This is a genomic window from Pseudomonas rhizoryzae, from assembly GCF_005250615.1.
In the GTDB taxonomy this organism is placed as follows: domain Bacteria; phylum Pseudomonadota; class Gammaproteobacteria; order Pseudomonadales; family Pseudomonadaceae; genus Chryseomonas; species Chryseomonas rhizoryzae.
In genome coordinates this window covers 180,534-198,974 of record NZ_SULM01000008.1, presented here as the reverse complement: position 1 = coordinate 198,974, position 18,441 = coordinate 180,534, and the positions used below count along the sequence as shown (strand labels likewise).

15 protein-coding genes are annotated in these 18,441 nt (G+C 66.4%); 11 read left to right on the top strand and 4 right to left on the bottom strand.

Translation table 11 applies throughout. The annotated features are described in order from the left end of the window. Positions 1–20 precede the first annotated feature (20 nt). From FAZ11_RS14895 to FAZ11_RS14855, 9 genes are all read left to right on the top strand, one after another. Positions 21–3,197, top strand: a complete 3,177-nt coding sequence (locus FAZ11_RS14895) for an efflux RND transporter permease subunit (RefSeq protein WP_058782286.1) — start codon at positions 21–23, stop codon at positions 3,195–3,197. After that, on the top strand, positions 3,194–4,627 hold the full coding sequence (locus tag FAZ11_RS14890) for an efflux transporter outer membrane subunit (RefSeq protein ID WP_058779727.1): 1,434 nt from the start codon (positions 3,194–3,196) through the stop codon (positions 4,625–4,627). Before FAZ11_RS14895 ends, FAZ11_RS14890 begins: the two co-directional genes overlap by 4 nt. 428 nt (positions 4,628–5,055) lie before the next feature. Beyond that, positions 5,056–7,863, top strand: a complete 2,808-nt coding sequence (locus tag FAZ11_RS14885; RefSeq protein WP_058772130.1) for a monovalent cation/H+ antiporter subunit A — start codon at positions 5,056–5,058, stop codon at positions 7,861–7,863. A gap of 1 nt (position 7,864) precedes the next feature. Then, complete coding sequence (locus FAZ11_RS14880) at positions 7,865–8,194, top strand: Na+/H+ antiporter subunit C (protein WP_058772129.1); 330 nt, start codon at positions 7,865–7,867, stop codon at positions 8,192–8,194. Beyond that, positions 8,191–9,690: a monovalent cation/H+ antiporter subunit D gene (locus FAZ11_RS14875; RefSeq protein ID WP_058772128.1), complete on the top strand. Its 1,500-nt coding sequence runs from the start codon at positions 8,191–8,193 to the stop codon at positions 9,688–9,690. Before FAZ11_RS14880 ends, FAZ11_RS14875 begins: the two co-directional genes overlap by 4 nt. Further along, complete coding sequence (locus tag FAZ11_RS14870) at positions 9,687–10,184, top strand: Na+/H+ antiporter subunit E (protein ID WP_058766599.1); 498 nt, start codon at positions 9,687–9,689, stop codon at positions 10,182–10,184. Before FAZ11_RS14875 ends, FAZ11_RS14870 begins: the two co-directional genes overlap by 4 nt. Further along, positions 10,169–10,438: a K+/H+ antiporter subunit F gene (locus FAZ11_RS14865; RefSeq protein ID WP_058761664.1), complete on the top strand. Its 270-nt coding sequence runs from the start codon at positions 10,169–10,171 to the stop codon at positions 10,436–10,438. Before FAZ11_RS14870 ends, FAZ11_RS14865 begins: the two co-directional genes overlap by 16 nt. Positions 10,439–10,452: 14 nt before the next feature. After that, entirely contained in the window at positions 10,453–10,782 is a 330-nt protein-coding gene (locus FAZ11_RS14860; RefSeq protein ID WP_058761665.1) for a Na+/H+ antiporter subunit G, read from the top strand. A gap of 82 nt (positions 10,783–10,864) precedes the next feature. After that, a complete protein-coding gene (locus FAZ11_RS14855; RefSeq protein ID WP_058766598.1) occupies positions 10,865–11,119 on the top strand; it encodes a putative hemolysin in 255 nt (84 codons plus the stop codon). A gap of 168 nt (positions 11,120–11,287) precedes the next feature. On the opposite strand, the gene FAZ11_RS14850 is transcribed toward FAZ11_RS14855, so the two are convergent. Further along, positions 11,288–12,865: an ABC transporter substrate-binding protein gene (locus FAZ11_RS14850; protein ID WP_058766597.1), complete on the bottom strand. Its 1,578-nt coding sequence runs from the start codon at positions 12,863–12,865 to the stop codon at positions 11,288–11,290. A gap of 454 nt (positions 12,866–13,319) precedes the next feature. On the opposite strand from FAZ11_RS14850, the gene rpmB reads away from it, so the two are divergent. Both rpmB and rpmG read left to right on the top strand, forming a co-directional pair. Then, complete coding sequence (rpmB, locus tag FAZ11_RS14845) at positions 13,320–13,556, top strand: 50S ribosomal protein L28 (protein WP_007159903.1); 237 nt, start codon at positions 13,320–13,322, stop codon at positions 13,554–13,556. 11 nt (positions 13,557–13,567) lie between these two features. After that, on the top strand, positions 13,568–13,723 hold the full coding sequence (gene rpmG / locus FAZ11_RS14840) for a 50S ribosomal protein L33 (RefSeq protein WP_007159904.1): 156 nt from the start codon (positions 13,568–13,570) through the stop codon (positions 13,721–13,723). A gap of 108 nt (positions 13,724–13,831) precedes the next feature. On the opposite strand, the gene FAZ11_RS14835 is transcribed toward rpmG, so the two are convergent. The 3 genes from FAZ11_RS14835 to FAZ11_RS14825 form a co-directional block, all read right to left on the bottom strand. After that, on the bottom strand, positions 13,832–15,226 hold the full coding sequence (locus FAZ11_RS14835) for an aminoacyl-tRNA deacylase and HDOD domain-containing protein (protein ID WP_058772127.1): 1,395 nt from the start codon (positions 15,224–15,226) through the stop codon (positions 13,832–13,834). A 75-nt stretch (positions 15,227–15,301) separates the two neighbouring features. Beyond that, complete coding sequence (gene recG, locus FAZ11_RS14830; protein WP_058761669.1) at positions 15,302–17,377, bottom strand: ATP-dependent DNA helicase RecG; 2,076 nt, start codon at positions 17,375–17,377, stop codon at positions 15,302–15,304. Next, entirely contained in the window at positions 17,374–18,306 is a 933-nt protein-coding gene (locus FAZ11_RS14825; protein WP_058761670.1) for a hydrogen peroxide-inducible genes activator, read from the bottom strand. Before FAZ11_RS14825 ends, recG begins: the two co-directional genes overlap by 4 nt. Between the last annotated feature and the right edge of the window lie 135 nt (positions 18,307–18,441).

The window sequence follows — 18,441 nt, the reverse complement described above, 5'->3', positions numbered from 1 at the left end:
TTCGCTCAAGGACTGCTCCGATGAACTTCTCCCAGTTCTTCATCCGCCGGCCGATCTTCGCCGCCGTGCTCTCGCTGATCATCCTGATCGGCGGGGCCATCTCGCTGTTCCAGTTGCCGATCAGCGAATACCCCGAGGTGGTCCCGCCCACCGTGGTGGTGCGCGCCACCTTCCCCGGCGCCAACCCCAAGGTGATCGGCGAGACCGTGGCCGCGCCCCTGGAGCAGGCGATGAACGGCGTGGAGCAAATGCTCTATCTGTCGTCCCAGTCCACCGCCGACGGCAAGCTGACGCTGACCATCACCTTCGCCCTGGGCACCAACCTGGATACCGCCCAGGTGCAGGTGCAGAACCGTGTCACCCGCACCCTGCCCAAACTGCCGGAAGAGGTGCAGCGTCTGGGCGTGACCGCCGACAAGGCCTCGCCGGACCTGGCGATGGTGGTACACCTGACCTCGCCGGATCAGCGCTACGACATGCTCTACCTGTCCAACTACGCCCTGATCAACGTCAAGGACGAGCTGGCGCGGTTGGACGGCGTGGGCGACGTTCAGCTGTTCGGCATGGGCGACTATTCCCTGCGCGTCTGGCTCGATCCGGACAAAGTCGCCTCGCGCGGCCTGACCGCCAGCGACGTGGTCGCCGCCATCCGCGAGCAGAACCGCCAGGTCGCGGCCGGTGCCCTGGGCGCGCCGCCGGCACCGGGCAGCACCAGCTTCCAGCTGGCCATCAACACCCAGGGGCGCCTGGTGGACGAGGAAGAATTCGCCAACATCATCGTGCGCGCCGGCAGCGACGGCCAGATCACTCGGCTGCGCGACATCGCCCGCATCGAGCTGGGCTCCAACCAGTACGCCCTGAGATCCCTGCTGAACAACCAGCCGGCGGTGGCCATCCCGATCTTCCAGCGCCCCGGCAGCAACGCCATCGACCTGTCCAACCAGGTGCGCGCCAAGATGGCCGAGCTCAAGCAGAGCTTCCCCCAGGGCATGGACTACGAGATCGTCTACGACCCGACCATCTTCGTGCGCGGCTCCATCGAGGCCGTGGTGCACACCCTGTTCGAAGCCATCATCCTGGTGGTGCTGGTGGTGATCCTGTTCCTGCAGACCTGGCGCGCCTCCATCATTCCCCTGGCCGCGGTGCCGGTGTCGCTGATCGGCACCTTCGCGGTGATGCACGCCTTCGGCTTCTCGCTCAATGCGCTGTCGCTGTTCGGCCTGGTGCTGGCCATCGGCATCGTGGTGGACGACGCCATCGTGGTGGTGGAAAACGTCGAGCGGAACATAGGTCTCGGCCTCGACCCGGTGGCGGCCACCCGGCGCGCCATGGGCGAGGTGACCGGCCCGATCATCGCCACCGCCCTGGTACTGTGCGCGGTGTTCGTGCCCACGGCCTTCATCTCCGGCCTCACCGGGCAGTTCTACCGCCAGTTCGCCCTGACCATCGCCATCTCCACGGTGATCTCGGCCTTCAACTCCCTGACCCTGTCGCCGGCCCTGGCCGCCGTGCTGCTCAAGGGCCACGACGCGCCCAAGGACCGCTTCTCGCGGCTGCTCGACCGGCTGTTCGGCGGCTGGCTGTTCGCCCCCTTCAACCGTTTCTTCGACAAGGCCAGCCACGGCTACGTCGGCACCGTGCGCCGCGTGCTGCGCGGCGGTTCCATCGTGCTGGTGCTCTATGTGGTGCTGCTCGGCCTGACCGGCCTGGGTCTGATCAAGACCCCCACCGGCTTCGTGCCGCCCCAGGACAAGCAGTACCTGGTGGCCTTCGCCCAGTTGCCCGATGCCGCCACCCTGGATCGCAGCGAAGAGGTCATCCGCCGCATGTCGGCCATCGCCCTCAAGCATCCCGGCGTGGAAAGCACCGTGGCCTTCCCCGGCCTGTCCATCAACGGCTTCACCAACAGCCCCAACAGCGGCATCGTCTTCGTGACCCTGAAGCCCTTCGAGGAACGCCGCGATCCCTCGCTGTCGGCCGGCGCCATCGCCGCCCAGTTGAACGGTGAATTCGCCGCCATCCAGGAATCCATCATCGCCATCTTCCCGCCGCCGCCGGTACAGGGGCTGGGCAGCATCGGCGGCTTCCGCCTGCAGGTGGAGGACCGCGGCAACCTGGGCTACGAGGAACTCTACACCCAGACCCAGAACGTGCTGGCCAAAGCCCGGCAGTTGCCGGAGCTGGCGCCGGAGTCGCTGTTCACCAGCTACCAGGTCAACGTGCCGCAGATCGATGCCCACATCGACCGTGAGAAGGCCAAGACCCACGGGGTGCCCATCGACGCCATCTTCGACACCTTGCAGGCCTACCTGGGCTCGACCTACGCCAACGACTTCAATCGCTTCGGCCGCACCTTCCAGGTCAACGTCCAGGCCGACCAGCGCTTCCGCCTGGAGCCCGAGCAGATCGGCCAGCTCAAGGTGCGCAACGACCGCGGCGAGATGGTGCCCCTGTCCACCTTCGTCAAGATCAGCGACACCGCCGGCCCCGACCGGGTGATGCACTACAACGGCTTCCTCACCGCCGAGATCAACGGCGCGCCGGCGCCGGGCTACAGCTCCGGCCAGGCCCAGGCGGCCATCGAGCGGCTGCTCAAGCAGGAGCTGCCCAACGGCATGACCTTCGAGTGGACCGAGCTGACCTACCAGCAGATCCTCTCCGGCAATACCGCCCTGCTGGTGTTCCCGCTCTGCGTGCTGCTGGCCTTCCTGGTGCTGGCCGCCCAGTACGAGAGCTGGAGCCTGCCGCTGGCGGTGATCCTGATCGTGCCCATGACCCTGCTTTCGGCCATCACCGGGGTGATCCTGGCCGGCAGCGACAACAACATCTTCACCCAGATCGGCTTGATCGTACTGGTGGGCCTGGCGTGCAAGAACGCCATCCTCATCGTCGAGTTCGCCAAGGACCAGCAGGCCACCGGCAAGGACCGCGTCGCCGCGGTGCTGGAGGCCTGCCGCCTGCGCCTGCGACCCATCCTGATGACCAGCTTCGCCTTCATCATGGGTGTGGTGCCGCTGGTGACCTCCACCGGCGCCGGCGCCGAGATGCGCCACGCCATGGGCGTCGCGGTGTTCTCCGGGATGCTCGGGGTGACCTTCTTCGGCCTGCTGCTCACGCCGCTGTTCTATACCCTGGTGCGCGCCTTCGTGGAGCGTCGCCAGGCCCGTTCCGCCATCGCCCGGGAGGCCCAGGCATGAAGGTCTTCGCTCCCCTGCTGCTGGCGCTGGCGGTCTCCGCCTGCGCCGTCGGCCCGCACTACCAGGCGCCGCAGCCGGCGCCCGCCCAATTCCAGGCCAGCCAGCAGCCCAGCGTCTATGACCAGGGCCGCTTCGAGACCCTCTGGTGGCGCCAGTTCGAGGACCCGACCCTCAACGCCCTGGTCGCCAGCAGCCTGGACGGCAACCGCGAACTGCGCGCCGCCTTCGCCCGCCTGCGCGCCGCCCGCGCCCTGCGCGATGACGACGCCAACGATCTCTATCCGACGGTCACCAGCCGCGCCAGCAGCCAACTTGGCAAGGCCCAGCAACCCGGCTTCACCGAGGAGCGGGTCAACAGCGACCGCTACGACCTGGGCCTGGACATGGCCTGGGAAATCGATCTGTTCGGCCGGGTCCGCCATACCCTGGAAGGCAGCGATGCCCGCGCCGAGGCGGCGGCGTCCGACCTCGCCGCGCTGCAGGTCAGCCTGATCGCCGAACTGGTGGATGCCTATGGCGACCTGCGCGGCGCCCAGCTGCGCGAACGCATCGCCCGCGACAACCTGGGCAACCAGCGCGAGGCCCGCCGCCTGACCGTGACCCTGAGGGACGAAGGCATGGGCAGCGACCTGGACGTGCAGCGCAGCGAAGCGCGCCTGGCCGCCACCGAGGCCAGCCTGCCGGAATTCCAGGCCCAGGCCACCCGCGCGCGCAACCGCATCGCCACCCTGCTCGGCCAGCGCCCGGATGCCCTCAGCGTGGATCTCTCGCCCAAGGCCCTGCCGGCCATCGCCAAGCGCCTGCCCATCGGCGATCCCGGCGAGCTGCTGCGCCGCCGCCCGGACGTGACCGCTGCCGAGCGCCGCCTGGCCGCCGCCACCGCCGATGTTGGCGTGGCCACCGCCGATCTCTTCCCGCGGGTCAGCCTCTCCGGCTTTCTCGGCTTTACCGCCGGGCGCGGTTCGCAGATCGGCAGCAGCGCCGCCCGCGCCTGGGGCCTCGGCCCGAGCATCAGCTGGCCGGCCTTCGACCTGGGCAGTGTGCGCGCCCGCTTGCGCGGCGCCCGCGCCGGTTCCGACGAGGCCCTGGCCAACTACGAGCAGCAGGTACTGACCGCCCTGGAAGAGAGCGCCAACGCCTTCAGCGACTACGGCCGTCGCCAGGAGCGCCTGCAGGCGCTGATCCGCCAGTCGGTGGCCAGCCGCGCCGCCGCCGACCAGGCCGAGATCCGCTATCGCGAAGGTGGTACCGACTTCCTGGTGCTGCTCGACGCCCAGCGCGAGCGCCTGGCCGCCGAAGACCAGCAGGCCCAAGGCGAGATCGAGCTCTATCGCGGCATCGTCGCCCTCTACAAGGCCCTGGGTGGCGGCTGGGACATCCAGCCGGCCCGCTTCGCCCAGGCCCCCGCTTCCCCCGCGCCGGCGCTCTGACCGCCGGCGCTTACCCCCGGCACGCGTTTCTTGCTCCTTTGGCGTGTCGGGGCTTTTTCTTCCCCCTGCATCCGGCGCCCCGCCCAGGGCACGCCGGGTGTGTCTCTCCCGTGGACGTGAGCAAAAGCGCGTTCTAGAGGTCTCATTCAGGCCTGGCAGGCGTTCGCCCCGGCATGCACCCCGGCAAAGGCCGCGTGCGCCCTGTTTCCTAATATTTTGTAAGGGAGACAGGCCTTGGATTTCGTGGTCTCTCTTTTATTATCACCGAAGGTTATTAAACCGGCGGTTCTTGTACGAAACTCAGAGGTCGAATGTTCCACCCTCGTCAGCATGACGAGCCTCAGGTGGACACCTCGAATGCCGCTCGAGACCTCTAGGGAGCCCCCTCTACCAACCGCCGTGAGGCGGCTTAGCGACAGGATGCAGGCATGGTATTGGCGCTGATCATCGCATTGCCCTTGCTGGGAACCTGGCTCGCGTTGGCCACCGACCGCTTCGGTCGTCGCGCCTGCGCCCTGGGCACCGCCGTGGCCCCCGCCCTGGCCCTGGCTCTGCTGGCCACGCAACTGCCGGCGGTCCTGGACGGCGCCGTGCTGCTGCATCGGGTCGACTGGCTGCCCGCCCTGGGCCTAACGCTCAGCCTGCGGCTGGACGGCCTGGGGCTGATGTTCGCCCTGATGATCCTGGTCATCGGCCTGCTGGTGATCCTCTACGCCGCCTATTACCTGGGCAAGGACGAACCGGTCGGGCGCTTCTTCGCCTATCTGCTCTTGTTCATGGGCGCCATGCTGGGCGTGGTGCTGGCGGAAAACCTGCTCCTGCTGATGATGTTCTGGGAGCTGACCAGCCTGGCGTCCTTCCTGCTGATCGGCTTCTGGAGCCACAGCAAGGAAGCGCGCCAGGGCGCGCGCATGGCGCTCACCGTCACCGGCGGCGGCGGCCTGGCCCTGCTCGCCGGGGTGCTGCTGATCGGCCATATCGTCGGCAGCTTCGAGCTGACCGATGTCCTCGCCGCCGGGCCGCTGATCACCGGCCATGCGCTCTATCCGCTGGCGCTGATCCTGGTCTTGCTGGGCGTCTTCACCAAGTCCGCACAGTTTCCCTTCCATTTCTGGCTGCCCCAGGCCATGGCCGCGCCGACGCCGGTGTCGGCCTATCTGCACTCGGCGACCATGGTCAAGGCCGGGGTCTTCCTGCTGGCGCGGCTCTATCCGGCGCTGGCCGATTCGGACTGGTGGTTCTACATCGTCACCCTCACCGGCCTGGCCACCCTGGTGGTGGGTGCCATCCTGGCGCTGTTCCAGCATGACCTGAAAGGCCTGCTGGCCTATTCCACCATCAGCCACCTGGGGCTGATCACCCTGCTGTTCGGCCTCGACACCCAGCTCTCCACCGTGGCGGCGGTCTTCCACATCCTCAACCACGCCACCTTCAAGGCCTCGCTGTTCATGGCCGCCGGCATCATCGACCACGAGACCGGCAGCCGCGACCTGCGCCGCCTGGCCGGTCTCTGGCGCTACATGCCGCATACGGCGGTGCTGGCCATGGTCGCCGCCGCCGCCATGGGCGGGGTGCCCCTGCTCAACGGCTTCCTGAGCAAGGAGATGTTCTTCAACGAGACCCTCAACCACGGCCTGTTCGGCAGTTTCAGCTGGATAGTGCCGGCGCTGGCGGTGCTCTACGGCATCTTCTCGGTGGCCTATTCGCTGCGCTTCATCCACGACGTCTTCTTCAACGGCGAACCGCGCGACCTGCCCCACTATCCGCCCCACGAGCCGCCGCGCTACATGAAGATCCCGGTGGAGATCCTGGTGCTGCTCTGCCTGCTGGTGGGCATAGTGCCCGGCTACACCGTGGCGCCGCTGTTGGCCGTCGGTGCCAGCGCCGCCCTGGGCGGCAGCCTACCCGAATACAGCCTGGCCATCTGGCACGGCTTCAACACCGCCCTGATGATGAGCATCCTGGCCATGGTCGGCGGCGTGGTGGTCTACGCCTGCCGCCAGCCGCTGTTCCGCTGGCAGGCGGGCCTGCCGGACGTGGATGCCCGCCTGGTCTTCGAACACGCCCTCAACCGCCTGATCGGCTTCGCACGAGGTGTCACCCAGCGCCTGGAGAGCGGCTCGCTGCAGCGCTACATCGCGCTGATGCTGCTAGCCACCCTGGTGCTGCTGGTGACGGCGCTGTCCGGCTTGGATGCCCTCGGCGGCGAGGTCGAGCGCTCACCCATCGATCCGCTCACCGCCCTGGGCCTGGGTATCCTCATGCTGACCGCGGTGCTCACGGTGGTCTTCCATCGCAACCGCCTCAAGGCCTTGATGACCCTGAGCACCGTGGGCCTGATCGTGTCCCTGCTGTTCGCCCGCTATTCCGCGCCGGACCTGGCGCTGACCCAGCTGTCGGTGGAGGTGGTGACCATCATCCTGCTGGTGCTGGCGCTGTTCTTCATGCCGGATCGCACCCCCATCGAATCCAGCAGCCTGCGCGGCCTGCGCGATGTGCTGCTGGCCGGCGGCCTGGGGTTGATGGTGGCGCTGCTGGCCTATGCCGTGCTGACCCGGCCCTACACGGGCATCGGCGACTTCTTCCTGGCCAACTCGGTATCCGGTGGCGGTGGCTACAACGTGGTCAACGTCATCCTCGTGGACTTCCGCGGCTTCGACACCCTGGGCGAGATCACCGTGCTGGCCATCGCCGCCGCCGGCGTCTACGGCCTGCTCAAGCACCTGCACCTGCCGCACCCGCTGGTCGATCCCAAGGGCACGCCCTGGTCGCGCGACAGTCATCCGATGATCCTCAACAACGTGGCGCGGGTGCTGCTGCCGCTGGCGCTGCTGGTGTCGGCCTTCATCTTCGTGCGCGGCCACAACCTGCCCGGTGGTGGCTTCATCGCCGGCCTGATCACCGCCATCGCCCTGATCCTGCAATACGTGGCCCATGGCGTGACCTGGACCCAGCGCCGCCTGCCCGTCAGCTACCACACCCTGGCCGGACTCGGGGTGCTGATCGCCGCCCTCACCGGACTGGGCTCCCTGGCGTTCGGCCGGCCCTTCCTCACTACCGCCTTCGACTACTTCGCCATCCCGGCGATCGGCAAGACCGAATTGGCCACCGCCCTGATCTTCGACCTGGGCGTCTACCTCGCCGTCGTTGGCGCCACCCTGCTGATCCTCTCCAACCTCGGCCACGTCAGCCGGGACGAAACGGACACCGACGGTTCCAGCCAGGAGGTGCTCTAGCATGGAAATCCTGTTCTGCGCGGCCCTCGGCGTGCTCACTGCCAGCGGCGTCTACCTGCTGCTGCGGGCGCGGCTCTATCCGGTGGTGCTCGGCCTCACCCTGCTCTCCTATGCGGTCAATCTCTTCATCTTCGCCATGGGCCGGCTGCGTACCGGCGTGCCGGCGGTGATCGGCCAGGCCGCCGAACACGCCGATCCGGTGCCCCAGGCGCTGGTGCTCACCGCCATCGTCATCGGCTTCGCCATGACGGCCTTCGTGGTCGCCCTGTCGCTGCGCGCCCTGGGCGAGTTGCGCACCGATCACGTGGACGGCGAGGAACCGCGCCGATGAAGCACCTGATCATCCTGCCAATCCTCGTGCCGCTGTTCATGGGCGCCTTCCTGCTGATGCGTCCCCGGCTGGCCGCCCGCACCGCGCGCGGGCTATCGCTGTTGGCCACCTGGACGCTGCTGCCGCTGGCGCTGTGGCTGCTGCAGCGGGCCAGTAGCGGCCAGTTGGAGGTCTATGCCCTGGGCGACTGGCCGGCGCCCTTCGGCATCGTCCTGCTGCTGGATCGCCTGGCCGCGCTGATGCTGGTCACCGTGGCGGTGCTGGCCGGCTGCGCGGCGCTCTACGCCTGCCGCGGCGACGACGAACGCGGCCCGGATTTCCATGCGCTGTTCCAGTTCCAGTTGCTGGGCATAAACGGCGCCTTCCTCACCGGTGATCTGTTCAACCTCTTCGTCTTCTTCGAGATCCTGCTGATCGCCTCCTACGCCCTGCTGGTTCACGGTGCCGGTCCGGCCCGGGTGCGCGCCGGGCTGCACTACGTGGTGCTCAACCTGGTGGGCTCGGCGCTGTTCCTGATCGGCATCGGCCTGCTCTACGGCCTGCTCGGCACGCTCAACCTGGCGGACCTGGGCCTGCGGGTGGCCAACGCCGATCCGGCGCAGGCACCGCTGCTGGCCGCGGCAGGCTTCCTGCTGTTGGTGGTATTCGGCCTCAAGGGCGCCATCCTGCCGCTGTACTTCTGGTTGCCCGGCGCCTATTCGGCGGCCAGTGCGCCGGTCGCGGCGCTGTTCGCCATCATGACCAAGGTCGGGCTCTACGCCATCGTCCGCGTCTTTTTGCTGGTGTTCGGCAGCGCCGCCGGTTCCCTGGCGGGCTTCGTGCTGCCCTGGCTCTGGCCACTGGCGGCTCTTACCCTGGCCGCTGGCGTATTCGGCGCCCTCGCCGCGCACCACCTCAAGGCGCTGCTCGGTTATCTAGTGGTGATCTCGGTGGGCATGCTGCTCAGCGGCGTCGCCCTGGGCAGCGTCGCGGGTCTGGCCGCCGCGCTGTTCTACCTGGTGCACAGCACCTGGATCGCCGGCGCCCTGTTCCTGCTGGCGGATCTCGTCGCCCAGCAGCGCGGTCCCCAGGGCGATACCCTGAACAGCGGTCCGCAGCTGGCTAATCCACGCCTGCTCGGCGGGCTGTTCTTTCTCGGCGCGGTATCCGTCGCCGGGCTGCCACCCTTCCCCGGCTTCCTCGGCAAGGTGATGCTGCTGCAGGCCACCGGTACCACCTGGCCGGCGCTGATCATCTGGCCGGTGGTGCTGCTCGGCGGCCTGGGCATGCTCATCGCCCTGTCCCGCGCCGGTACCACGCTGTTCTGGCGCAGCAACAGCGCCGCCCTCGGCGTCCGCCTCGATCGCGTCCAACTCGCCGCCGTCCTCGGCCTGCTGGCGGGTAGTCCGCTGCTGATGGCGCTGGCAGCGCCGCTGCACGACTACGCCCTGGAAACCGCCCGGCAATTGCTGGACGTGGCGCCCTACTTCGCCATCGTCCGGGGAGTTGGCCCATGAAGCGCTGGCTACCGCATCCGCTGCTCACTGGGCTGCTGGTCCTCACCTGGCTGCTGCTCAACAACAGCCTGAGCCTGGGTCAGTTGCTGCTGGGCCTGCTGCTCGGCTGGGGCATTCCGCTGCTCTGCCAAGATTTCCTGCTCCCGGCGCCCCGGCTGCGCCGCCCCGGGCTGCTGCTGCGCTACATGCTGATGGTGGTGTACGACATCATCGTCGCCAATCTGCACGTCGCCCGCCTGGTGCTGGGGCCTACCCGGGACCTCAAGCCGGCCTTCATCGAGGTGCCCATCGATATCGAGGATGAATTTCTCCTCACCCTGCTCGCCTGCGTGGTCTCCCTCACCCCCGGCACCGTGTCGTCCGGCCTCAGCGGTGATCGCAAGACCCTGCTGCTGCACGGGCTCGATGTCGCGGACAAGGAGGCGGTGATCCACCAGGTCAAGACCCGCTATGAAGCCCCGCTCAAGGAGATCTTCGAATGCTCACCTACGTGACCCTGCTGTGTATGGGGATGATGGGCGTGGCCGCCGTGCTCAACGTCTATCGCCTGGTGAAGGGACCGGACATCCCGGATCGGGTGCTGGCCCTGGATACGCTCTACATCAACGTCCTGGCGATCATCATCCTGCTTGGCATCTGGCTGGCCACCGACGTCTTCTTCGAGGCGGCGCTGCTCATCGCCGTGACCGGCTTCGTCGGCACCGTGGCGCTGGGCAAGCATATGCTCCACGGCGAAATCATCGACTGACAGGGAGCTATCCCATGCCCTTCTGGCTCGAATTGCTGATCTGCACCCTGCTACTCATCGGCAGCGCCTTCGCCCTCATTGGCGCCATCGGCCTGTACCGACTGCCGGACTTCTTCATGCGCCTGCACGGTCCGACCAAGGCCACCACCCTGGGCGTGGGCAGCACCATCATCGCCTCGATGCTGTTCTTCAGCGTCCAGGGCGAGGGTCTCAGCCTGCACGAGTTGCTGATCGCCCTGTTCATCTTCATCACCGCGCCGGTCAGCGCCCACATGCTGGCCCGCGCCGCCATCCAGCAGAAGGTCAAGCAGGTGGAGCGTACTGACGGGCGCCCGTGGCAGTGAGGCCCTGAGCTAACCGAATCTGGCTGGCCGACAACCTTCGCATGCTCTAGGGTAGGGCTTTCATCCAGCCGGGATCCCACCCATGCGCGCCGTCACTCCCTGCCTGCTCACCACTGCCCTGTTCGGCAGCCTACTCTTGGCCGCCGGCTGTACCCGCGACGAGCGACCGGCGCACAACAGCTACCAGCTCGCCAACCCGGCGTCCGAATACTGCATCAGCCAGGGCGGCCGGGTGGACATCCGCCAGGACGCCATCGGCAATCAGTACGGTATGTGTCATTTCGCCGATGGGCATGAGGTCGAGGAGTGGGCGCTGTATCGCCGCGCCCACCCCTGAGAGGCTGCTCATAATCTGCTGCGCGTCGGCCAAGCGGCGTTGAAAAGACTTTCGGAATGCTCATTTACCACTCGTAAACTCCGCTTCCTCAAGCCTTTTCGCGGGGCCGCCCAGGCCTTGCTTGGCTCTAGCTCGCCAGATTATGAACAGCCTCTTGACTGCTGCGCGCTAGCGGCCGCCACTGACCTGGCTGAAATCCTGCCGCCCGAAGGGATTGGGCTGGTAACCCTGCACAGTGCTCTTGGCCAGTACCGTAACCGTCGGGTGCGCCAGCGGTAGCCACAGCGCCTGGTCGTGGATGATGCGTTGCGCCTGGTGGTAGACGGTGGCCCGGGCCATCTGGTCGGACAGGGTCTTGCCCTTGGCGATGGCGCCATCGAGGGTCTTGTCGCAATAGCGGGCGAAGTTGAGCCCCGACTGCACCGAGGCGCAGGAGAATTGCGGCGTCAGGTAGTTGTCCGGATCACCGTTGTCGCCGGCCCAGCCCATGAACAGCAGATCATGCTCGCCAGCCTTGGCACGGCGGATCAGTTCGCCCCATTCGATGACCTGGATCTGGGCATCGACACCGATCTTCTTCAGATCGGCCTGCAGCATCTGCGCGCCCAGTTGCGGATTGGGGTTGAGCAGGCTGCCGCTGGGGCGAGTCCAGATGGTGGTCTTGAAGCCGTCCTTGAAACCGGCCTGGGCCAGCATTGCCTTGGCCTTGGCCGGATCATAGGGATAGGCCGGCACGTCCTTGGCATAACCCCAGGTAGTGGGCGGATAGACATTGTCCGCCGCCACCGCCGTGTCCTGGAACACCGCCTTGAGATAGCTCTGCTTGTCGAACGCCAGGTTGATGGCCTGGCGCACCTTGATGTTGTCCAGCGGCGGGTGCGTGGTATTGAGGGCGACGAAGGCGGTCATGAAGGCCGGGGTCTGCAGCACCTGCAGACTCTTGTCCTCCCGGGCGCTCTGCAAGTCCTGCGGCTTGGGCGACAGGGCGATCTGGCATTCGCCGCGCTTGAGCCGCTGCAGGCGTACCGCCGAGTCCGGGGTGATGGCATAGATCAGACCATCCACCTTGGGCTTGCCACCGAAGTAATCCGGATTGGCGGCGTAGCGTATCGAGGCGTCCTTTTGATAGCGCTTGAACACGAAGGGCCCGGTCCCTATGGGTTCGTCATTGAGCTGGGCGGTCTTTCCGGCCTTGAGCAGCTGGTTGGCGTACTCGGCGGAATAAATAGAGGCGAAGCCCATGCTCAGGGTCGGCAGGAAGGTGGAATCCGGCGTGTTGAGCACGATGCGCACACCCAGGTCGCCGGTCTTTTCCACGCTCTTGATCAGCTTGGGCCACTGCATCGACTGCGCATGGGGATAGCCGCTCTTGGCCACCGCATGCCAGGGATTGTTCTTGTCCAGCATGCGCTGGAAGCTGAACACCACGTCGTCGGCGTTCAGGGTACGGCTGGGAGTGAAGTAGTCGGTCTGGTGAAACTTCACGTCCGGGCGCAGGGTGAAATCATAGGTCAGGCCGTCGCTCGACACCGTCCAGCTCTGCGCCAGGCTCGGCACCAGCTTGCCTTCGCGGGCGTCGTACTCCACCAGGCGATTCATCAACACATCGGCCGAGGCGTTGGTGGTGGTGAGCGAGTTGTACTGCACCACGTCGAATCCATCCGGGCTGGCTTCAGTGCATACGCTGAGCGTGGCAGCCTGGGCCAACAGAGGCGCGAAGAGCAGGGGCAAGGCGGCGAAACGCATGGACGATTCCTTGTAGACCTGAAGTGTATAGACGAGGTGCCAGCCGGATGCCGTGGCCGGAGACGTCGCCCGTGGCTGTCGGAGGGTATCCAGCGTACGCGGAGACTGGAGACGTCTGACGTTCAAGCACCCTGCACGCCCGTCCGGCGAACGCACAGCCGCAGTGTTTATTGCTCTAAACTAGACCACCCGCCTGCCCGTCACAATGCTTCCAACCGACGAACGGCAGGTCTTGTGGCTGGCACCGCAGGTATCGCTGTCCTCGGGGATTTCTATCCGTCGCCGCACCTTGTTATCTCGCGGTGCTTCTGGTATAAAACAGCGCTCTTTTTTCGGGGTACCGCCGCCTCAGGCTCCGGCTTCGCTGGCACACTCCCCGTCAAAACAGGAATCAATACAGTTACAAGCGGCCAACCCATGCCGGGTTTGGCATGAGGTTTATGAGGGCTGAGCCATGTCGAGAGTTTGCCAAGTAACCGGTAAGGGTCCGATTACTGGGAACAACGTTTCCCACGCTAACAACAAAACCCGTCGTCGTTTCCTGCCGAACCTGCAGCACCACCGTTTCTGGGTAGAATCCGAGAAGCGTTTCGTGCGTCTGCGCGTTTCTGCCAAGGGCATGCGTATCATCGACAAGCGTGGTATCGAAACCGTGCTGTCCGAGCTGCGTAGCCGCGGCGAAAAATTCTAAGGGGATTTGTCATGCGTGAATTGATCCGTTTGATTTCCAGTGCCGGTACCGGTCACTTCTACACCACTGACAAGAACAAGCGCACCAAGCCCGAAAAGATCGAAATCAAGAAATTCGATCCGGTCGTGCGCAAGCATGTCATGTACAAGGAAGGCAAGATCAAGTAATTGATCTGATCCTTGACGAAAAACCCGCTTCGGCGGGTTTTTTGTTGTCCGGCATTCAGCCAGCCCCCGAGCGCCCAGCCCTGGCTGGACCGGGCGCTCAGGCGGCCGTCACTTGAACTGGCCGGTCAGTTCGCGTAGGGCGGCTTCCGCGCCGAGGATCTTCTGCATGCACTCCTGGGCCTTGGCCGGATCGATGCTCAGGCGCGTATAGAGATCGTCTGGGATCGGCTGGGCCGGGTCGTTGCCGATACCCTCGCGGCGCAGCAACTGCACGGCCAGGAAGATCAGGTTCGGATAAACGGCCTGCGCACCGCGATAGTCCGGATCGCCCTGGAAACGCAGGGCGCTCACCACTTCCTCGGGCATTTCCCAGCAGCGCATCAGGGCCGCGCCGATCTGCTCGCGGGTGATACCCAGCAGGTGGTGCTCGATCACCTGGTGATCCAGCTGGCGGTTGGCCTCCAGATGGCGACAGATCAGCGAGAAGTGCGGCGGGAAGACGTGCGCCAGCACCAGGTAGCCGAAGTTGTGCAGCAGGCCGCCGAGGTAGGCCAGGCCCATCTCCGGGCGCTCGGCGCGCGGCATGGAGCGTGCCAGGCCCTCGATCAGGGCGGCGGTATAGATGGCCTGCTTCCAGTAGGGCGTTTCCTGTTGCGGCTGATCGCTGGGCAGGCTGAGGGTCTTGCCCAGGGCCAGGCCGAGCGCCAGGTTGATCACCAGATCGAAACCCAGCACCCGCACGATGGCGTCTTCCACCGAGCGGATCTTGCCGGGGGCGGCATAGTAGGGCGAGGCCGCCCAGCTGATCACCTGGGCGGCCAGGGCCGGATCGGTCTCTACCACGTTGGCCAGGTCGTCCACGGTGGCCTCGGGATCGACGCGCAGCTTGATGACCTTTTCCGCGGTCTTGGACAGCGGCGGGATTTCCAGGGTCTCCTCCAGGCGCTGGCGGATACGCCGTGCGGTGAAGGCGGTGGCGGCGTGGAGAATTTCTGCCTGGTCCCGTTCGGGATGGCGCAGGTTGGGTTGGATACCTACCGCAGGAATGCCGAACCGACCCGCGGTTGCCTGGCTCAGCAGACGGCGATAGTGGTCGGTTTCCACCTCCAGCAGCAACGAGCGCTCGCCAGACTCCAGCAAGAGTTGCGGCGCCTCCAACAGACGTTCGTCATACAGACAGGGCGAATTGGTCAGCGAAGGCAGCCCCGGCAAGACATCCAGCTCGTAGCGTTCGAGGGTGCGCATCAGCCGCTCCGGCGCTACCACCGTCAGCTCACGTCCGGTGAACTCCACCAGTCGCCGCAGATCCAGTAGCTGATCCTCGGGCAACAACACCAACAGCATGCCGACGCTATCGCTCAACAGCACCGTATGCACCCGATTTGCCTGCGGTTGTCGCCCCGTCACCGGTACCGGCCGATAGGCCAGGCCCAGTTGGGCGAGCAGTTGCTGGATCGAAGGGGGTACCTCGGGAAGGGGCGAAGCGAGCGCTACATCGGTCATGGCGTATTCATCCTCACGTACGCCAATGAGTATAACCATTCAGCCGTGCCTGTATCGTCGTCTGTATAAGCTTTGTCAAACTTGGCCGTATTGCTGCCCGTGGCGCAGCCAGCGTTCGAGCAAGGGACCGGCATGGCTCGGCCAGCGCGCCAGCAGCTCCTGGGCGGCATCGCGCACCGCTGGCAACCAGTGGGCGTCACGCATCAGATCGGCCACCTTGAATTGCAGCAGGCCGGTCTGGCGCGTGCCGAGCATCTCGCCGGGGCCACGCAGCTCCAGGTCCTTTTCGGCGATGATGAAGCCATCGTTGGTCTCACGCATGATGGCGAGGCGTTCGCGCCCGATCTGCGACAGCGGCGGATGGAACAGCAGCACGCAATGGCTGACCGCACTGCCCCGCCCGACCCGGCCGCGCAACTGGTGCAACTGGGCGAGGCCCAGGCGTTCGGGATTCTCGATGATCATCAGGCTGGCATTGGGCACGTCCACCCCCACCTCGATCACCGTGGTGGCCACCAGCAGCTGCAGGTGGCCGGCCTTGAACTCGGCCATCACTGCGGCCTTTTCCGCCGGCTTCATGCGCCCGTGGATCAACCCCACGCGCAACTCGGCCAGGGCCAGCTGCAATTCCTCGTAGGTGGTCTCGGCGGCCTGGCAGGTGAGCTCTTCCGACTCCTCGATCAGGGTACAGACCCAATAGGCCTGGCGCCCCTCGTGGCAGGCGGCGCGCACCCGCTCCACCACTTCCTCGCGGCGACTGTCGGTCACGCTCACGGTGTTGACCGGGGTGCGGCCTGGCGGTAGCTCGTCGAGCACCGAGGTATCCAGGTCGGCATAGGCGCTCATGGCCAGGGTGCGCGGGATGGGCGTGGCGGTCATGATCAACTGGTGCGGCGCCAGGCGGCCGTCGACGCCCTTCTGGCGCAGGGCCAGGCGCTGCTGCACGCCGAAGCGGTGTTGTTCATCGATCACTACCAGCGCCAGGCGGGCGAAGCGTACTTCATCCTGGAACAGCGCATGGGTCCCCACCACCATGGGCGCCCCGGCGGCGATGCGCTCGAGGGAGGCGGCGCGGGCCTTGCCCTTGAGCTTGCCGGCCAGCCAGGCCACCTCGATGTCCAGGGCGGCGAACCAGCGCTGGAAGTTGAGGAAGTGTTGCTCGGCGAGGATCTCGGTGGGCGCCATCAGCGCTACCTGGTAGCCCGCCTCGATGGCCTGCAGCGCGGCCAGGGCGGCGACCACCGTCTTGCCCGCGCCCACGTCACCCTGTACCAGCCGCAGCATGGGCTCGGCCTGGGCCAGGTCGTAGGCGATCTCGCGACCAACGCGCTGCTGGGCGCCGGTGGGGGTGAAACCGAGGTTGGCGAGGTACCGCTCCGGTAGCCGCCTGGCCGCCGGCAGGGGCACGGCGCGCTGGGCCCGTAGGGTCTCGCGCAGCCGCTGCAGGGACAGCTGGTGGGTCAGCAATTCCTCGAAGACCAGGCGTTCCTGGGCCCAATGGCGGCCTTCGGCGAGTTCTTCGAGATCGGCATCTGGCGGCGGCCGGTGCAGATAGCGCAAGGCATCGGCCAGTGGTCCGAGGCGATAGTGCTCGGCCATCTCCGGCGGCAGCCAGTCCGGCAGCGATTCGGGCCCCAGTCGTTCCAGTGCCTGGCCGCTGAGCTGGCGCAAGCGCAGCTGGGTGAGGCCTTCGGTGGTCGGGTAGATGGGCGTCAGCGTCTGCTCGACCGGCGCCGGGGCACTTTCATCCTGGGCGCGGTATTCGGGGTGGTAGATCTCCAGCCCCGAGGCGCCCGGGCGGACCTCACCGTAGCAGCGCAGCAGGGTGCCGCGCTTGAGGCCATCCTTCTGCGCCTGGCTGAAGTGGAAGAATCTCAGTGATAGGGTGCCGCTGCCGTCCTGCAGCCGTACCAGCAGGCTGCGCCGGCGGCCCATGATCACCTCGGCGGAGGCGACCATGCCCTCCACCACCGCATCCTGGCCGGGTCGCAAGGCGCCGATAGGCACGATGCGGGTCCGATCCTGGTAGCGCAGCGGCAGGTGGAAGAGCACGTCCTGCAAGGTTTCCAGGCCGACCCGCGCGAGCTTTTCCTGCAGGGCGGCGCCTACCCCCTTGAGGGCGGTGACCGGCGTCGCGGCCAGCTCGTTCATGCCGGCTGTACGACGCCCTTGGCCTCAGGCCGCGCCACCGAGCACAGCCGGACCGAGTCGGCCAGCACCTCGATGGCCTTGGGCCGCGGAAAGCTGGCGCGCCAGGCGATGGCCACGGTGCGATAGGGCACCGGCCGCTCGAAAGGCCGCACCTCGATGATCCCCGGCGCATAGTGGTGACTCTCCACCGCCGAGAACGGCAGTACCGAGACGCCGAGGCCCGAGGCGACCATGTGGCGAATGGTCTCCAGCGACGAGGATTCCACCGTGGAATTCTTGTTTTCCTCGTGCTTGCGCACCGTCGGGCAGGCTTCGAGGACCTGGTCGCGGAAGCAGTGACCCTCGCCCAGCAGCAGCAGGCTCTTGTCGCTGAGCTGGTTCTGCGGGATGGCCTTGAGCTTGGTCCAGGGGTGCCGCGCCGGCATCATCACGTAGAAGGGCTCGTCGTACAGCGGCATGGTCAGCACATCCGGCTCGCTGAACGGCAAGGCCAGGATGACGGCGTCCAGTTCACCCGTGCGCAGCTTGTCGCGCAGCAGATGGGTGAAGTTTTCCTCGATGTACAGCGGCATCTCCGGCGCCACCCGGTTGAGTTGCGGGATGAGATGCGGGAAGAGATAGGGCCCGATGGTATAGATGGCACCGATCTTCAGCGGGGCGCTGAGCTGGTTCTTGCCGGCCTGGGCCAGCTCGCGGATACCCTGGGCCTGTTCCAGCACCTTTTGCGCCTGGGCGACGATACCCTCGCCGGTGGGGGTCAGGCGTACGGCACTCTTGCTGCGCTCGAAGATCAGAATGCCCAGCTCGTCCTCGAGCTTCTTGACGCCGACCGACAGCGTCGGCTGGCTGACATGGCAACGCTCGGCGGCTCGGCCAAAGTGCTGTTCCTGGGCGAGCGTGACGATATAGCGCAGTTCAGTCAGGGTCATAGTCAAATTCCATGGGTTGCCTGCCAATCTTAGCGGCTGTCTCTATCAACGGCCAAGCGCGACGGGTACGGGTCCGGCCTATAAGTTGGACCCCGAGTCCGCCCAGGCTACCCTGGCCGTCTGTCCAGGCCTTTT